Origin of the sequence: Aestuariivirga sp. (assembly GCF_047602625.1) — a bacterium.
Taxonomy (GTDB): Bacteria; Pseudomonadota; Alphaproteobacteria; order Rhizobiales; family Aestuariivirgaceae; genus Aestuariivirga.
Genome location: NZ_JASGGV010000001.1, coordinates 728,125 through 745,052 on the forward strand (window position 1 = coordinate 728,125; position 16,928 = coordinate 745,052).

General features: G+C 60.4%; 14 protein-coding genes and 4 pseudogenes. 13 read left to right on the top strand and 5 right to left on the bottom strand.

The genetic code is table 11. The features are described 5' to 3' along the window. Window positions 1-8 precede the first annotated feature (8 nt). Complete coding sequence (locus QM694_RS03760) at window positions 9-596, top strand: SRPBCC family protein (RefSeq protein ID WP_415005601.1); 588 nt, start codon at window positions 9-11, stop codon at window positions 594-596. A gap of 38 nt (window positions 597-634) precedes the next feature. Here QM694_RS03760 and QM694_RS03765 read toward each other — a convergent pair whose 3' ends face one another. The 4 genes and pseudogenes from QM694_RS03765 to QM694_RS03780 all read right to left on the bottom strand — a co-directional run bounded on the left by QM694_RS03765 (window position 635) and on the right by QM694_RS03780 (window position 4,503). Then, window positions 635-1,441, bottom strand: a complete 807-nt coding sequence (locus QM694_RS03765; protein WP_415005602.1) for an ABC transporter permease — start codon at window positions 1,439-1,441, stop codon at window positions 635-637. Further along, window positions 1,431-2,338 (bottom strand): annotated as a pseudogene (locus QM694_RS03770) (ABC transporter permease). The gene QM694_RS03765 and the pseudogene QM694_RS03770 overlap by 11 nt, the downstream one beginning before the upstream one ends. Beyond that, window positions 2,338-3,348, bottom strand: a complete 1,011-nt coding sequence (locus QM694_RS03775; protein WP_415005603.1) for an ABC transporter ATP-binding protein — start codon at window positions 3,346-3,348, stop codon at window positions 2,338-2,340. Before QM694_RS03775 ends, QM694_RS03770 begins: the two are co-directional and overlap by 1 nt. A gap of 42 nt (window positions 3,349-3,390) precedes the next feature. Beyond that, a complete protein-coding gene (locus tag QM694_RS03780) occupies window positions 3,391-4,503 on the bottom strand; it encodes an ABC transporter substrate-binding protein (RefSeq protein WP_415005765.1) in 1,113 nt (370 codons plus the stop codon). Between the two features lie 161 nt (window positions 4,504-4,664). On the opposite strand from QM694_RS03780, the gene QM694_RS03785 reads away from it, so the two are divergent. The 12 genes and pseudogenes from QM694_RS03785 to QM694_RS03840 all read left to right on the top strand — a co-directional run bounded on the left by QM694_RS03785 (window position 4,665) and on the right by QM694_RS03840 (window position 15,973). Then, complete coding sequence (locus QM694_RS03785) at window positions 4,665-5,996, top strand: 8-oxoguanine deaminase (protein ID WP_415005604.1); 1,332 nt, start codon at window positions 4,665-4,667, stop codon at window positions 5,994-5,996. 68 nt (window positions 5,997-6,064) lie between these two features. Further along, entirely contained in the window at window positions 6,065-6,298 is a 234-nt protein-coding gene (locus tag QM694_RS03790) for a DUF2934 domain-containing protein (protein ID WP_415005605.1), read from the top strand. 271 nt (window positions 6,299-6,569) lie between these two features. Further along, complete coding sequence (locus QM694_RS03795) at window positions 6,570-6,779, top strand: DUF2934 domain-containing protein (RefSeq protein ID WP_415005606.1); 210 nt, start codon at window positions 6,570-6,572, stop codon at window positions 6,777-6,779. 124 nt (window positions 6,780-6,903) lie between these two features. Next, a complete protein-coding gene (clpS, locus tag QM694_RS03800) occupies window positions 6,904-7,227 on the top strand; it encodes an ATP-dependent Clp protease adapter ClpS (protein ID WP_415005607.1) in 324 nt (107 codons plus the stop codon). A gap of 3 nt (window positions 7,228-7,230) precedes the next feature. Next, window positions 7,231-9,622 (top strand): annotated as a pseudogene (gene clpA / locus QM694_RS03805) (ATP-dependent Clp protease ATP-binding subunit ClpA). Between the two features lie 148 nt (window positions 9,623-9,770). Next, the gene (locus tag QM694_RS03810; RefSeq protein ID WP_415005608.1) at window positions 9,771-10,565 is read left to right on the top strand and encodes an ABC transporter ATP-binding protein; all 795 of its coding nucleotides are present in this window, start codon (window positions 9,771-9,773) and stop codon (window positions 10,563-10,565) included. Between the two features lie 81 nt (window positions 10,566-10,646). After that, the gene (locus QM694_RS03815; RefSeq protein WP_415005609.1) at window positions 10,647-11,438 is read left to right on the top strand and encodes a transporter substrate-binding domain-containing protein; all 792 of its coding nucleotides are present in this window, start codon (window positions 10,647-10,649) and stop codon (window positions 11,436-11,438) included. A 139-nt stretch (window positions 11,439-11,577) separates the two neighbouring features. After that, window positions 11,578-12,239 (top strand): annotated as a pseudogene (locus QM694_RS03820) (ABC transporter permease subunit). A gap of 4 nt (window positions 12,240-12,243) precedes the next feature. Continuing rightward, window positions 12,244-12,933 carry an ABC transporter permease gene (locus tag QM694_RS03825; protein WP_415005610.1) on the top strand — a complete coding sequence of 230 codons (690 nt, stop codon included), beginning with the start codon at window positions 12,244-12,246 and terminating at the stop codon, window positions 12,931-12,933. Beyond that, a pseudogene (locus tag QM694_RS03830) lies at window positions 12,930-14,085 on the top strand (M20 aminoacylase family protein). The gene QM694_RS03825 and the pseudogene QM694_RS03830 overlap by 4 nt, the downstream one beginning before the upstream one ends. A gap of 68 nt (window positions 14,086-14,153) precedes the next feature. Further along, window positions 14,154-14,765 carry a glutathione S-transferase family protein gene (locus QM694_RS03835; RefSeq protein ID WP_415005611.1) on the top strand — a complete coding sequence of 204 codons (612 nt, stop codon included), beginning with the start codon at window positions 14,154-14,156 and terminating at the stop codon, window positions 14,763-14,765. 2 nt (window positions 14,766-14,767) lie between these two features. After that, entirely contained in the window at window positions 14,768-15,973 is a 1,206-nt protein-coding gene (locus QM694_RS03840) for an FAD-dependent monooxygenase (RefSeq protein ID WP_415005612.1), read from the top strand. Here QM694_RS03840 and QM694_RS03845 read toward each other — a convergent pair. Continuing rightward, window positions 15,943-16,896: an AEC family transporter gene (locus QM694_RS03845; RefSeq protein ID WP_415005613.1), complete on the bottom strand. Its 954-nt coding sequence runs from the start codon at window positions 16,894-16,896 to the stop codon at window positions 15,943-15,945. The genes QM694_RS03840 and QM694_RS03845 overlap by 31 nt on opposite strands. Window positions 16,897-16,928: the final 32 nt, after the last annotated feature.

Sequence of the window (16,928 nt, forward strand, 5' to 3'; positions counted from 1 at the left end):
ACGAAAACATGAAACTATCCGGCGAAGAAATCATACCCGCCTCACGCGAGACGGTATGGAAGGCGCTCAACGATCCGGCGGTGCTCAAGCAGTGCATCCCCGGCTGCAAATCGATCACCAAGCATTCCGACACGGATATGGAAGCCACGGTGACGGTGGCGCTCGGGCCGTTGAAGGTGAATTTCAACGGCAAGGTGAAGCTCTCCAATCTCAACCCGCCCATCTCCTACCGGATCAGCGGGCAGGGCAGCGGCGGCTTCGCGGGCAATGCCTCGGGCGGCGCGGACGTGAAGCTCGAAACGGTGCCCGAAGGCACGAAGCTCATCTATGACGTGGATGCACAGGTGGCGGGCAAACTCGCCACCATGGGCGCACGTTTCATCGATCCCGTATCGCGGAAACTGGCGGGGGAATTCTTCGAGACCTTTGCCAGTGTGGTGAGCGGTATGAAGGACGAAGCGCCCGCAAAGAGCGCCGCTCCCGCCAAGGCTCCGGTTGCGAAGAAAGCGCCCGCCAAGAAGGCACTTGCCAAGAAAGCAGCGGCGAAAAAGCCTGCTGCAAAGAAGGCCGCGAAGAAACCGGCAAAGAAAAAATAGCTCCTGCGCCGTGGCCGGAGCGGTTCATGCCGCTCCGGCTATTTTCCCGCACCCGCCGTGTGTTCGCCTTCGCGCGTGAGATAATAGGCGAGCAGGATCGGCACGAAGGTGACGGCGATCACGATGATGGCGACGACATTCGTCACCGGGCGCTGGCGCGGGCGGATCAGTTCGTTCAGCATCCAGATGGGCAAGGTCGCCTGCTGGCCTGCCGTGAAGGTGGTGACGATCACCTCATCGAAAGACAGCGCGAAGGCCAGCATGCCGCCCGCCAAAAGGGCAGAAGCGATCTGCGGCAGCACCACATGGCGGAAGGTCTGGAAGCCGTCGGCCCCCAGATCCATCGAGGCTTCGATCATGCTCTGCGAGGTGCGGCGGAAGCGGGCCAGCACGTTGTTGTAAACCACGACGATGCAGAAGGTCGCGTGGCCCAGCACGATCGTCCAGGTCGAGAACGGGATGCCGCCGATGTCGAAAGCCGAGCGGAGTGCAATGCCGGTGATGATGCCGGGCAGCGCGATCGGCAGGATGAACAGCAGCGATACCGAATCCTTGCCGTAGAACTTCGCCCGCGCCAGCGCGGCAGCGGCCAACGTGCCAAAAATCAGTGCCAGTATGGTGGCGATGACAGCCACCTTGAGCGAGAGATAGAGCGGCGGCCAGATGTCTGGCCGGTCAAACCAGGCGGTTGAAAACCATTTGAGCGTGAGGCCGGGCGGCGGGAATTGGAAGCTGCGGTCTTCTGTGGTGAAGGCATAGAGAAACACCGAGGCGAGCGGCAGGTGCAGGAACAAAAGGCCTGCGATGGCGCCGAGCTTCAAACCCCACCCCGCTTCAGAGCGCATCGAAGGCTCCCATGCGGCGGGCCATCACGAGATAAAGCCCCATGATGATCATCGGCACCACGGTGAAGGCGGCGGCCAGCGGAATATCACCCGCCGTGCCTTGCAGCGTATAGACGGCCTGGCCGATCATCAGCCGCGAATTGCCGACAATCTGCGGCACGATGTAGTCGCCCAGCGTGAGGGAGAAGGTGAAGATCGATCCCGCCACGATGCCGGGCAGGGCCAATGGAAAAATCACCGTTCGGAATGTCTGGCCGGGATGGGCGCCGAGATCGGCGGAGGCCTCGATGAAATTTTTTGGCACCCGTTCCAGCGATGCCTGCACCGGCAGGATCATGTAGGGAAGCCAGATGTAGACGAAGACGAGAAATGTGCCGATGTAGCTGAACGACAGCGAGGGCCCGCCGATCACCGGCGTTGCCAGCAGCGGCATCGCAGCGCCCAGCCCAAATGCAGCTTATCCGCTATCCAGGTGATGATGCCTTCCTTGGCGAGGATGAGTTTCCACGCATAGACCTTTACCAGATAGGACGACCACAGCGGCATCATCACCGCCAGATAAAACAGCGCCTTGGCCGGTCCTTTGGCATAACGCGCCGCATAATAGGCGATGGGAAAGGCGATCAGCGCCGCGGCCATTGTCACCGCAGCCGCCATGACAATGGTTCGCAGGATGATGAAGAAATTCGACTCTTCCAGAAGCTTCGCATAGGTCGACAGCGTGAATTCGTGGATGATGAGGCCCGAGAAGTCGTCGAGCGAATAGAAGCTCTGCAGCAGCAGCGCGAGAAGCGAGCCGATGTAGACGACGCCAATCCACAACAGCGGCGGCAACAGCAGGGCAAGTGTCAGAAAGCCGGGACGGCGGAAGAAAAAGTCCGCTAGCGCCGCGCGCATCACGCCCCGTCCATGGCGACAAGCGCCGCCCTGGGCCAGGTGAGATGAACCGTCTGGCCTTCGCGGATGTCAGCACTTCCCGCTGGAACGGCGGCAGCAAGGCGCGTGCCTTCGACATCGACGACGACGCGTGTGACCGGCCCCTGATATTGGACCGAACTCACAATACCTGTAGCCGCACCGCTTCCCACCGGCACGGCCTTCTCATCCGTCAGCACACGGATTTTCTCAGGCCTCAGGCTCGTCCATGAATTTGAGCCGCCATGCGCAGCGGCAAATTCCGGTGACAGCACATTGGAAGACCCGACGAAATCGGCGACGAAACGCGAGCGCGGACGCTCGTAAACATCCGAAGGAGAACCCGCCTGCACGATCTTGCCGTCGTTAAAAATCGCCACGCGGTCAGCCATCGAGAGGGCTTCCCCTTGATCATGCGTCACGAACACGAAGGTGATGCCAAGCTGCTTTTGCAGCGACTTCAGTTCTTCCTGCATCTGCTCGCGGAGCTTCAGATCAAGCGCGCCGAGCGGTTCATCGAGAAGAAGAACCTTGGGCTTGTTCACCAGCGCGCGTGCCAGCGCCACGCGCTGCCTCTGGCCGCCCGAAAGCTGCCCCGGCCGGCGCGCCCCAAAATCCTTCAGCTTCACCATGGCGAGGGCATCGCGCGCCTGTGCTTCGCGGTCCGCCCGCGCCACGCCCTTGATCATCAGCCCGTAAGCCACGTTTTCGCCCACCGTCATATGGGGAAACAGGGCGTAATCCTGAAACACCGTGTTCACATTGCGTCGATAGGGCGGCAGGCCCTCCGCCGTTTCACCGAAGATTTCGATATGACCGGAGGTTGGCTGCTCGAAACCGGCGATGAGCCGAAGGCATGTCGTCTTGCCCGAGCCCGAAGGCCCGAGCATGGCGAAGAATTCACCCTCGGCAATGTCGAGGTTCACGTCATCAACAGCCCGGACGCTGCCGAAGTGGCGGGAGACGTGCTGGAAGGAAACGGCTGCTGTCATGTTTGATGTGCCCTTCCCCCGCGAGGAGGAAGGACAACAAGATCACTGGCCTTGCACGGCGATATATTCCTTGGCCCATTGCGAATAGGGCACGCAAGTGCCTTCGTTCTCGCATTTGCCGATGGGGGTGCGCCAGAACCAGATCTTGTCGAACATGCTGAAGCCGTTGGTTTCGCAACCCGTATCCGTCAGCAACTCGTTGCCTTTGCAGGCAGCAGGCACGGCGGGAACCGATCCGAACCATGCGGCAACGTCACCCTGCACCTTCGGTTCGAGCGAATGGTTCATCCATAGATAGGCGCAGTTGGGATGGGCGGCATTGGCGTGCATCATGGTGGTGTCCGACCAGCCCGTCGCGCCTTCTTCCGGAACGAGGGAAGCGATGGGCTTCTTGTCGGCCTGCAGCAGGTTCACCTGATAGGGCCATGAGGAGGAGGCGACCACGCCCTCGTTCTTGAAGTCATCCACCTGCACTGCGGCATCGCCCCAATACCGGCCGACGAGTGCGCGCTGGGCCTTCAGCAGGTCGATTGCGGCGGCGAACTGGTCCTTGTTCAGCTCATAAGGGTTCTTGATGCCCAGTTCCGGCTTGTGCTTCATGAGGTAAAGCGCGGCATCGGCAATATAGATCGCGCCATAATAGGCCTGCACGCGCCCCTTGTTGCTCTTGCCGTCCGGCAGAGTCTGTTCCTCGAACACCACGGACCAGCTCTTGGGCGGCTCCTTGAAGACGGTGGTGTTATAAGCCAGCACGTTCGGCCCCCACTGATAGGGCGTGCCATAGTGAACGCCATCCACCGTGTTCCACGCCGCGCTCTTCAGCCTGTCATCCACGTTCTTCCAGTTGGGAATGAGATCGATGTTGATGGGCTGCACCTTTTTGCCAGCCACCAAACGGAGCGAAGCATCACCCGAGGCGGTAACGAGATCGAAGCCGCCCTGGTTCATCAGCGTGACCATCTCGTCGGAAGTGGCGGCTGTCTTCACCGTCACCTTGCAGCCGGTCGCCTTCTCGAAACCGGTTACCCAATCATAGGCCTTGTCGCTTTCGCCGCGCTCGATGTAGCCGGGCCATGCCACGATATCGACCTGGCCTTCGCCGGCGCCCAGTTCCTTCTTCATCTCCTGCGCGCCAGCAATACCTGCGGCGGCCATCAGGCCAATGGCGGACACGAGGAGGTGTGCGGTAAATCTCATGATGTCTGTCTCTCCCTGTGGGCACTCTTGAAGGGCGCCGCTTGGCAGCCTCTCCCGGCCCGTGCCATGTATTGTGGCCTGAAGTGGAAGGGCAATTCAACCCCCGCAAGGAGTCCCCGGTGGCAAGCGTTTTCATCAAGTCGCCGCTGGCCATTCTGGCCGAAAACGCGGGCGGCGGCATCGTGGTGCGGGAAGGCCGCATTCTGGAATGCGTGGCGGCGGGCAAGCGGCCCGCGGCTGCAATCGACGAGATTTTCGATGCCTCACGCCATGTGATGCTGCCGGGGTTGGTCAATACCCATCACCATTTCTATCAGACGCTGACGCGCGCCCATCCCGCCGCCATCAACAAGGATCTGTTTCACTGGCTGCGGGCGCTTTATCCGGTGTGGCAGCGGTTGACCCCGGAAGCGCACCGGCTGGCCACAAGGCTGGCGCTGGTTGAACTCATGATGTCGGGCGTCACCACCACATCCGACCATCACTATCTCTTTCCCGCCGGGCTTGGTGACGCGATGGATGTGCAGGTGGAGGAGGCGAGGGCGCTGGGCATCCGCCTCACGGTCACACGAGGGTCCATGAATCTCTCGGAAAAGGACGGTGGCTTGCCGCCAGACAGCGTGGTGCAGGACGAGGACACCATCCTCGCCGACTGCGAGCGCGTGCTGGGCCGTTATCACCAGCGGGGGGAGGGCGCCATGGTGCAAGTGGCGCTGGCGCCCTGTTCGCCTTTCTCCGTCACAAGGTCCCTGATGTGTGCCTGTGGCGAGATGGCGGAGAAACATGATTGCCGCCTGCACACCCATCTCGGCGAAACGGAAGATGAAAACGCCTATTGCATGGCCAATTTCGGCATGCGGCCGCTCGATTATCTCGAAGAAACGGGTTGGCTTAGCCATCGGACATGGCTGGCCCATGGCATTCACTTTTCGGATGAAGAAATCGCCCGCATGGGACGCCATGGATTGGGCGTGTGCCATTGCCCTGCCTCCAACATGGTCTTGGCGTCCGGCCAGTGCCGCACGCGCGATCTTGAGGCGGCGGGTGTGGCGGTGGGCCTGGGCGTTGACGGATCGGCCTCGAGCGACAGTTCAAACCTCATAGAGAATGTCCGCCACGCGCTGATGATCAACCGCCTGACTTACGAAGCCAGCATTTCTCATCTCGATGCCTTGCGCTGGGCCACCAAGGGATCGGCACGCTGCCTTGGGCGGGATGACATCGGAGAGATTGCCCTCGGCAAGCAAGCCGATCTGGCCTTCTACACACTGGATGAACTGCGCTTCTCCGGCGTGGGCGATCCCATTGCAGGTCTTGTGCTCTCAGGCGCACACAGGGCTGACCGCGTGATGATTGGCGGCCGGTGGACGGTGATTGACGGAATGCCGGTGGGGATTGATGTCGCCGCCTTGCGCGCCGCCCATGGTGCGGCGGCAAAAACATTTTTGTGATCGCCTCCGCCATCAGCCTGACACAAGCCGGGCAGACCATGCTCAGGCTGGCGAGAGGAGGACGCATCATGCCGACCGAAGCCGATACCCCCAAGCTATCCCGCGAAGACCGCATCCGTGAGATCGCCTATGCGATCTGGGAAGAAGAGGGCCACCCGGATGGCCGCCACGATGATCACTGGCTCCGCGCATGCGCCATTGCGGATGGCGAAGACACGCCTGATCCGGACTGGCTGAAGCGTGACGTGGATTCGGCAATTGACGATTTGTCCAAACGGGTTGCCCGGCCAAAAGCGGCCTGAGCGCATCCGGCGCAATCGTTGCAAAGCATGTTCCCGACTGGTTCAAGGAGGGACAGATGAAGAAATTGCTGAAAGTTGGCGGCTGGTATCTGGCTTATGAACTCGGCTCCACCGCCCTGTTCCTCGGCGTTGCCTTTGCTTCGGGCGTACGTTTTCCGGGACTTGATTGAAAACGGAAAGCTTGGTCAAAATTTGCTGCATCGCAGAATGAATATTGCGTTGCACAATTTTTTGGCGTATAGGGAATCACGCTCAAAATGTGAGGTTTCCGATGCCGACCTTGCCGACCGAAGAGAAAATCCGCGAAATCGCTTACGCGCTCTGGCTTGAGGAAGGCCAGCCGGATGGGAGGGCCGAAATCCATTGGCTGAAAGCGTCCGAGCTCGTGAATGCCGAAGCCCCTCCGGTCGTCAAAAAGGCTGGAGCGCCGAAAAAAGCCGCTGCCGTCGCTAAGAAGCCGGCGCCACGCAAGCGCTCTTAACATTTCCGATCGGCATTCCTATCTTCAGGGCCGCCTTCGCGCGGCCCTTGCCGTTTTGCGCAATGCAGACGGCTCAAGAATAACCTCTCCCATTTCCGCGCGAAGCAATTATATAATTGCATCCATGCCGAAGCGCGACAGCAACAGAGACGGAAATCAGACCGGCGTCATCACCCGCACTGAAGCGAAGACGAAGAAGCCTTCGCTCTACAAGGTGATGCTGCTGAACGATGACTACACGCCGATGGAATTCGTCGTGCATGTTCTCGAGCGCTTTTTCGGCAAGGGACGCGAAGAGGCAACCCGCATCATGTTGCATGTTCACCAGAAGGGTGTCGGCATATGCGGCGTATATACCTACGAAGTTGCGGAAACGAAGGTGACACAGGTGATGGATTTCGCCCGCGGCAACCAGCATCCGCTTCAGTGCACGATGGAAAAGGAATAGCCGATGCCCACGTTTTCCCGCAGCCTTGAAAAGGCCCTGCACCGCGCACTGGCGATCGCCAATGAGCACTCGCATGAATATGCGACACTCGAACATCTCCTCCTGTCTTTGATCGACGACAAGGACGCCGCCGCCGTGATGAAGGCGTGCAACGTCAATCTCGATACGCTGCGGAAGAGCCTTGAGACCTATATCGAGACCGAACTCGCGGGCATGATTCCGGCAGGCGGCGAGGATTCTAAGCCGACCGCAAGTTTCCAGCGTGTCATCCAGCGCGCCGTGATTCATGTGCAGTCCTCGGGCCGCGAGGAGGTGACGGGCGCCAACGTGCTGGTGGCCATCTTTGCCGAGCGTGAAAGCCATGCGGCGTTTTTCCTGCAGGAGCAGGACATGACGCGCTACGACGCGGTGAATTACATTTCGCACGGCATCGCCAAGCGCTCCGGCCTCTCGGAGACGCGCCCCGTGCGCGGCGTGGACCAGGACCAGCAGCCGGGCAATGGCGAGGGCGGCGATGGCGCCGACCAGCCCAAGAAAAAGGGCGAGGCCGATGCGCTGGAGGCCTATTGCATCAATCTCAACAAGAAGGCCGCCGAAGGCAAGGTCGATCCGTTGATCGGACGCGAGGCGGAGGTGCGCCGTACAATCCAGATCCTGTGCCGCAGGCAGAAGAACAACCCACTGTTCGTGGGCGATCCCGGCGTGGGCAAGACGGCCATTGCTGAAGGCCTGGCGCGCAAGATCATCAAGGGCGAAGTTCCCGAAGTGCTAGAGAACGCGGTTGTGTATCAGCTCGACATGGGTGCGCTTCTGGCCGGCACGCGCTATCGCGGTGATTTCGAGGAGCGGCTCAAGGCCGTGGTGAAGGAGATCGAAATCGCGCCCCGGCTCGATCATGTTTATTGATGAAATCCATACGGTGATCGGCGCGGGCGCCACATCCGGGGGCGCGATGGATGCATCAAACCTGTTGAAGCCCGCGCTGGCCGGCGGGTCGCTGCGCTGCATCGGCTCCACCACCTACAAGGAATACCGCCAGCATTTCGAGAAGGACCGCGCGCTGGTGCGGCGCTTCCAGAAGATCGACGTCAACGAGCCTTCGATCCCGGATGCCATCGAAATCCTGAAAGGCCTCAAGCCCTATTACGAGGATTTCCACAAGGTGAAATACACCGACGCCGCCATCGAGAGCGCGGTGCAGCTTTCGGCGCGTTACATGGCCGACCGCAAGCTGCCCGACAAGGCGATCGACGTGATCGACGAAACGGGCGCGTCACAGATGCTGGTGGTTGAGGACAAGCGGCGCAAGACCATCGACGTGCCGGACATCGAAGCGACCATCGCCACCATGGCCCGCATTCCCGCCAAAACGGTGTCGAAGGACGACGCCTCGGTGCTGAAGAATCTCGACACCGAATTGAAGCGGCTGGTGTTCGGGCAGGATCGCGCCATCGAAGCGCTGACGTCGTCGATCAAGCTGGCGCGCGCCGGCCTGCGGGAGCCCGAAAAGCCCATCGGTTGCTATCTGTTCTCCGGCCCCACCGGCGTAGGCAAGACGGAAGTGGCGAAGCGGCTGGCGGAAGTGCTGGGCGTGAACATGCTGCGCTTCGACATGTCGGAATACATGGAACGGCATACGGTGTCGCGCCTGATCGGCGCGCCTCCCGGCTATGTCGGATTCGACCAGGGCGGCCTGTTGACCGATGGCATCGACCAGCATCCCTATAGCGTCCTGCTGCTGGATGAGATCGAGAAGGCGCATCCCGACCTGTTCAATATCCTGTTGCAGGTGATGGACCACGGAAAACTGACTGACCACAACGGCAAATCAGTCGATTTCCGCAATGTGATTCTCGTGATGACGACGAATGCGGGCGCGCAGGACATGGCGCGCGCGGCCATCGGCTTCAACCGTTCGGTGCGGGAAGGCGATGATACGGAGGCGATCAACCGCATGTTCTCGCCGGAATTCCGCAACCGTCTCGACGCGGTGATTCCCTTCGGCCACCTGCCGCCGGAGATCGTGCGTCAGGTTGTGCAGAAGTTCGTGCTGCAGCTCGAAGCCCAGCTGGCGGAGCGGCAGGTCAACATCGAACTCTCCTCCGAAGCCGCCAACTGGCTGGCGGACAAGGGCTACGACCAGCAGATGGGTGCCCGGCCTTTGGCGCGGGTGATTCAGGAATATGTGAAGAAGCCGCTGGCTGAGGAAGTGCTGTTCGGCAAGCTGGCCAAGGGCGGCACGGTACGGATTCTTCGCAAGGACGATGGGCTGAGCTTCGATTATCTCGGCAAAGACGAGGAAAAGGCGCTACCCAAGTCCGTGGAGCGGAAGGCCCTTCCGCGCGCCAAGGCCAAGCCTGAGCCTAAGAAAAAGCCAAAAGCAAAGGCGAAATAAACTAAGGCCTTTTTGATCCCGGCTTTTCAAGGAAAGGGGCTGCTGCGGCAGCCCCTTTTTGTTGCGTCACACTGACGAATTGCGCTCGTCCGATTTCTTGCTAGGATGCTCACAACAATAAGGGCCCAAGCGGCCCATCGGGGGAAACGTGGCAGATATCGCTGGCGCCGGAAACGGCCGGACTATTGCCGTGAAGGTGGACGATCTTCACAAGCGTTTCGGCGAACTTGAGGTGTTGAAGGGCGTGTCCCTCACCGCCCGCGAAGGCGACGTCGTTTCCATGATTGGGGCCTCGGGCTCGGGGAAAAGCACTTTTCTCCGCTGTATCAATTTCCTCGAAATGCCGACCAAGGGCCAAATTCAGGTTACGGGCGAAGACGTGAAGATGGCCCCCGCCAAGGATGGCAATCTTCATCCCACCGACCGCAAGCAGCTTGAACTGATCCGCACCCGGCTGGGCATGGTGTTCCAGAGCTTCAATCTCTGGCAGCACCTGACGGTGCTTCAGAACGTCATCGAGGCGCCGGTGCATGTGCTGAAAGTGCCCCGCGCCGAAGCTATCGCGCGCGGCGAAAAGCTTCTGCAAAAGGTGGGACTCTACGACAAGAAGGACCAGTATCCCGCCTTTCTCTCCGGCGGCCAGCAGCAGCGCGCGGCCATTGCCCGGGCGCTCTGCATGGATCCCAAGGTGATGCTGTTCGACGAGCCCACCTCGGCGCTTGACCCGGAACTGGTGGGAGAAGTGCTGAAAGTCATCCGTGATCTGGCGGATGAAGGCCGGACGATGATTCTGGTGACCCACGAAATGAAGTTCGCCCGCGACGTCTCCAGCCACGTGATTTACCTTCACAAGGGGGTGATTGAGGAAGAGGGCCCCCCGAAGCAGGTCTTCGGACAACCTAAAAGTGACCGCTGCCGCCAGTTCGTGTCCTCAATTCACTGACTTGGCAGCCGCTTGAATTTGTGTGTAATTTTCAACAAGGCGCGCTGCCGTGTGGCAGCGGGCATCACAGGGAGAGAAACAATGAAGATTTCGCGTCGCGTGCTGTTCGCCGCCGCGGCCTGCGCCATGATGGCGTCTGCCGCGCCGGCCATGGCTGATCTGAAGTTCGGCGTCGCTGCCGAACCCTATCCGCCCTTCACCTCGAAAGACCCGTCCGGCAAATGGGTGGGCTGGGAAATCGACCTGATGGACGCGGTCTGCGCGGAATTGAAGGAAAAATGCGAAGTGGTTGAGGTGGCATGGGATGGCATCATTCCCGCCCTGCAGGCCAAACAGTTTGACTTGATCTGGTCATCCATGTCGATCACCGGCGAACGCAAGAAGACGATTGACTTCTCTTCCATGTATTACGACACGCCCACCGTCATCATCGGCAACAAGGATGGCGATATGGACATCACGCCCGCGCATCTTTCGGGCAAGACCATTGGCGTCCAGGTCTCGACAATTCACCAGCGCTACATCGAAAAGCACTATGCTTCGGCTGGCGCCACCGTGAAGACCTATCAGACGCAGGACGAAGCCAATCAGGATTTGGCCGCAGGCCGTCTCGATTATATCCAGGCCGATGGCGCGGCGCTCGATGCCTTCCTCAAGACCGATCAGGGCAAATCCTGCTGCGAATTGAAGGGCCAAGTTGCACCCGACGCGGAAATCCTCGGCGAAGGCGTGGGCGCGGGCATCCGCAAGGACGATACGGCTCTCAAGGCCAAGATCGACGCCGCCATCGCCACGCTGGCCAAGAACGGCACCTTCGTGAAGATCACCGAGAAGTATCCTGAACTGAAGCCGCAGATCATCCTGCCGCAATAACGCGCTCCGCCGTGGCCGCCTGCGCGCGGCCGCGGTGTTCTCACGGAAGGGGGTCTCTTTGTTCTTCGCCACGTCCTTGCTGACGCTGCTTTCCTGGGGCGATCAGGGCTATGGCGATGAAATTGCTTATGGCGCGTTGATGACGCTGGCCGTGTCCAGCCTCGCGTTTGGACTGGGATTTCTGATCGGCCTCTGTGGCGCCATGGGAAAACTGGCGGGCGGCCCGGTTCTCAATTCATTCTGTCGATCTACACAACTGTGTTCAGGTCTGTTCCTCAGCTTCTGCTAATCATCCTGCTGTTTTATTCGGGCGGGGATGCACTCAATGCCATTCTGGGGCGGTTGGGATTGAGCCCCATCGTGATCAGCAAGTTTGGGGCAGGCGTGGTCGTGCTCGGCGTCGTGCAGGGCGCATTTCAAACAGAAGTCTTGCGCGCCGCGATACAGGCCATTCCCCTGGGGCAGATTGAAGCCGCAAAGGCCTACGGAATGTCCCCGTTTCTGAGGTTCCGGCGCATCGTTCTTCCGTCCATGCTGCCCTTTGCGATTCCCGGACTCGGCAATCTCTGGCTTGAAGCAACGAAGGGAAGCGCACTGATTTCGGTCGTCGGATTAACTGAACTGGCGCTCATCACCAAACAGGCTTCGGGCTACATCAAATACGCTCAGGGCGATCCTCGCTACCTTCTGGTTTTTTATGGGATTACAGCGGCAATTTATTGGGTGATCAGCACGACCTCAAGCCAGTTTTTCATCCATTTGGAACGGCGGATGCGGGCTGGTCAAAAGAGGCCGGTGTAGCACCATGGACTGGGGCTGGATTCCTCATTATCTGCCATTGCTTGCCCATGGGCTTTGGCTGACGCTGTTACTCACCGTGCTTTCGATATTTTTCGGCATGCTCCTCGCCATTCCAATTGCCCTTGCCCGGGTTGCCGGACCGCCGTGGCTTGCGTGGCCTGCACGGGCGTTCTGCAGTTTCATCCGCGGGACACCGCTTCTGATTCAGATGTGGTTTTTCTATTACGGGCTGGGATTGCTGTTTCCCTACATACCCGGCATCCGTCAAAGCTTTCTCTGGCCGGTGTTGCGCGAAGGGTTCTATTTCGCCGTCGTGTCCCTGTCGCTCAGCGTAGCGGGTTACGAAGGCGAAGTGATGCGGGGTGCGTTTCTTGGCGTTCCGAATGGAGAACTAGAAGCAGGCAGGGCAATCGGGATGTCTCCCTTCACGCTGCTTCGCCGCATCTGGTTTCCGCGTGCTGTTCGCATGGTGCTGCCGACACTGGCAGGCGAAGCCGTGGGCCAGATGCAGGCGACTTCGCTTGCCGCTACAATCACTGTTCTTGAATTGCTCGGCGTGACCAATATGATCCGGCAGGATACCTATCTCACCTACGAGCCGCTGCTTTTCGCCGGAGCGATCTACATGGTCATCACCTTTGTTATCGAGAGAATTTTTGCACGGCTCGAAGCCATGGTGCCGATGAAACGATGAACAGCAAATCGCTCGAAGAACTGATCGCCATTCGCCACGATCTCCACGCGCATCCCGAACTGATGTTCGAGGAGCATCGCACCAGCGCCATCGTGGCGAAGGAGCTGGCGCGCCTTGGCTTCACCGTGAGCACGGGAATCGCCGGAACCGGGGTGATCGGCACGCTGAAGAATGGAACGGGCCGCCGCAGTATTGGCATCCGCGCCGATATGGACGCATTGCCTATCCACGAAACGACCAATCTTCCCTATGCATCGAAAACGCCGGGCAAGGCCCATTCCTGCGGGCATGACGGGCACACGACCATGCTGCTCGCCGCCGCGCGCCGCCTCGCCGAAACACGCAATTTCGATGGCACCGTGCATCTGATTTTCCAGCCTGCCGAGGAAGAGCAAAGCGGTGCCAGGAAGATGATCGAGGAGGGCTTCCTTGATCGCTTTCCCTGCGACGCCATCTTCGCGCTTCACAACCTTCCCGGCGAGGATGTGGGGCAGGTGACGGTGAGGCCTGGGCCGATCACCGCGGCCGTGGATGTTATCACCATCACCATCCGCGGCCTTGGCGGTCATGGCGCCGTGCCGCAGAAAGCGATCGACCCGATTGTCGCGGCATCGGGTGTCGTGCTGGCGCTTCAATCCATCATCGCGCGCAATGTCGATCCGCATGATCCAGCCGTCATCACGGTAGGCGCATTCAATGCCGGCAGCATGGCGACTGTGATCCCAGAAGAGGCGAAACTGCTGCTGGGGTTGCGCACCGTAACGGAAGACGTGCGGAAACTCACGCACAAGCGCATCCGCGAGGTGGTGACAGGGCAAGCCAAAAGCTTTGGCTGCGAGGCCGAGATCGATTTCGGCAACGAACATGCAAGCTATCCGGCGGGCTTCAATACGGCGGCGGAAGCAGCACTGGTGCGCGAAGTGGCGCTCGAGTTCGGGGCAAAAGCCGGAAAAGGTCGATATGCGCGGGCCCTTCATGTTCTCCGAGGATTTCGCCTATTTCCAGCAGAAGGTGCCCACCTGCTATTTCGGCCTTGGCAACGGCGACAGCAGGATGCTCCATGACCCAGGTTACAATTTTAACGATGCACTGATCCCCAAGGGTGCGGAATTGTGGAACCGGGTGGTGGAGAAATTTCTCCCCAAGGCGTGACAGTCCTGCCGCTTCCGTTCGGCGGCAATCCGCCCTAAAACCCTGCAGGAACTTGCAGGAGTGCTCGCATGAAAATCCATGGTGACATGCTGTCGCCCTTCGTCCGCATGTGCATGGTCACCGCCCATGAGGCAGGCCTCGGGGACAAGGTTGAGCATGTGAAGGAAAGTGTTTCGCCCACGGCGGAAAACCCGCGCCTGGCGCTGCTGTCGCCCATTGCCAAAGTGCCGGTGCTGGAAACCAACCATGGCCACCCGATTTTCGATTCCCGCGTCATCATGGAATATCTCTGCCATGTGGCGGGCAATTCGGCGCTGATCCCCGACGATGGCGTGCATCGCTTCAAAGTGCTCACCCTCCTGGCTCTGGCACAGGGGCTGGCTGATTCCGCTGTCGCCACGCGATACGAACTGGGCGCCCGGCCCAAGGGCCTGCAATGGCCGGAATGGCTGGAGCGCACGCGCATTCGCATGACCGCGATCTTTGACAGTCTCGAGCGCGACTGGTCGCCTATTTTGGGCGAGGTGACAGTCGGCACGATCGCCTCCGCCGTTGTACTGTCCTACATTTCCTTCCGCCTGCCGGATGTGGACTGGAAAACCGGCCGCCCGAAGCTTGCGGCGTTTCATGCCGAATTCAGCAAGCGGGAGAGCATGCTGAAAACCCCGATCGGTGTTTGATTGTGCTGAAGGCTGATATCGCCGTCGCAGGTGGTGGCCCTGCAGGGCTCGTGGCAGCCGCGCTGTTTGCCCAGCAAGGCCGCAAGGTGGTGCTGATCTCCGGCGCGCAGCCTTCCGGGCATGATCCGCGCACCGTGGCGCTGATGCAGCCCTCAGTGCGGCTTCTGGCGCATCTCGGAATCTGGCCGGGCGATCTGAAGGAACGCGTTTCGCCCCTGAAGCGCCTGCGCATGGTGGATGACACGCAAGGCCGCTTCCAGGCCCCCACGCTCACCTTCAATGCGGCGGAAATCGGCGAACAGGAATTCGGATGGAATTTCCCTTTGGCAATTCTGGTGCCGGCACTCGCCGCCCGGGCGCGCGAACTGGGTGTGACGTTCGTGGATGCTGACGTGACTGCGGCCAATCCCGGTTCTGAAACGGTGGGTTTGAAAACGGCTGCGGGGACCGTTGACGCACGCCTTGCCGTTGCCGCCGATGGGCGCCATTCTGCGCTGCGCGAGGCGGCCGGCATCCGTGTGCGCCGCTGGGCCTATCCGCAGGCTGCGCTGGCCACCAGCTTTGATCACAGCGGCTGGCATCAGGGCATTTCAACCGAATATCACAAATCATCGGGCCCCTTCACCACTGTGCCGCTGCCCGGCAACCGTTCTGCCCTGGTGTGGATGGAAAGACCCGAGCGCGCGGCAGAGCTACTGGCCTTGCCGGATAATGAACTGTCTACCGAGATCCAATTGGCGAGCCATGGCGATCTGGGCCGCGTCTCGGGCATCGGGCCAAGGCGCGTGTTTCCGATGGAAGGGCAGATTGCCGACAGCTTCGCCCGGAAGCGCACGCTTCTCGTCGGAGAAACCGCGCATGTCGTGCCGCCCATTGGCGCGCAGGGCCTCAACATGTCATTCCGCGATGCAGCGCAGGCGGCGGAATTGATCGAAGGGATCGATGATCCGGGGGCGGATGAATCCCTTGAAGACTACAGCGCCCTGCGCCGCCGTGATGTTCTGCCGCGCCAGCAGGTGATCGACGGCATGAACCGTTCCCTCCTGTCGCATGACGGCCTGTTGGCAGCGGGCAGGGCCTTCGGGCTGGAAATTCTTTCCACTGTCGGCCCCTTGCGCCGCGCCATGATGCGGCGCGGCCTCGGCCCCGTGCATACGTTGCCGCGCATGATGCAGGATCAGGGCAGCACGCTCGCCTTGATGGCATAGATCAGCAGCGGAATGGTGATGGCCGACGCCACGGTGGTGACGATGACCGCCGTGGATGATCCCTCCACGTAGGCCTTGTATTGGCTGGCGAGGATGAAAGCGTTTGATGCCGTGGGAAGTGCTGCCATCATGACAGCCACATGCAGCCATGTCGGCTCGATGCCCGGCACCATGCGCACGACGAGATAAGCCAGAACGGGCTGCACGATCACTTTCATGCCCGCCACCAGCGGCAATTCCTTCCCGAACCCGGCGAACTTCCGCATCCCCACCGTCACACCAAGCGCGAACAGCGCGCAGGGACCGGCGGACCTCATCAGCATGTCGAGGATGGTGGAGACAGCGCCGGGCAATTGCACATGAAACCCCGAAGCTGCAGCGCCCAGAATCGTCGCGATGATGAAGGGGTGGCTGAACACCTGCCGCAACACGCGCATCGCGATTTCAAGCGGGTGCACTTCTTCATTTGCGGCATGGCCTAGCGTGGCGAGGCTTGCGGTGAGCACGAACTGGATGGTGCAGTCGAAACAGAACACCAGGGCGGCAGGCACGGCGGCGCTCGGCCCAAAGAACGCCACGGCAAGCGGCAGGCCCATATAGCCGACATTGCCGTAGCTTGCGGATGTGCCCTGCAGGGCCGCCACCTTGGGCGCTGTACCGAATGCCAGCCTCGACACCAGAACAACCGACAGAAATACTGCAGCCGTCACGCCGGTGGTGGCGCTCACGAAGGGCCAGTTGAACAATTGCTCAAATGGCGCCGCAGCCGTCACCAGATAGATCAGCGCGGGCAGGGCGAAATAGATGAGGAAGATATTGAGCCACGCCAGCCCGTCCTCCTTCACGTGCCAGAAGCGCGTGGCGATCACGCCCAATGCGATCAGGCCAAAAAACGGCATGGCAAGGTTGAGGATTTCAGTCATGACGATTCCGCGAACGTTCCGCTCCTCTTGCC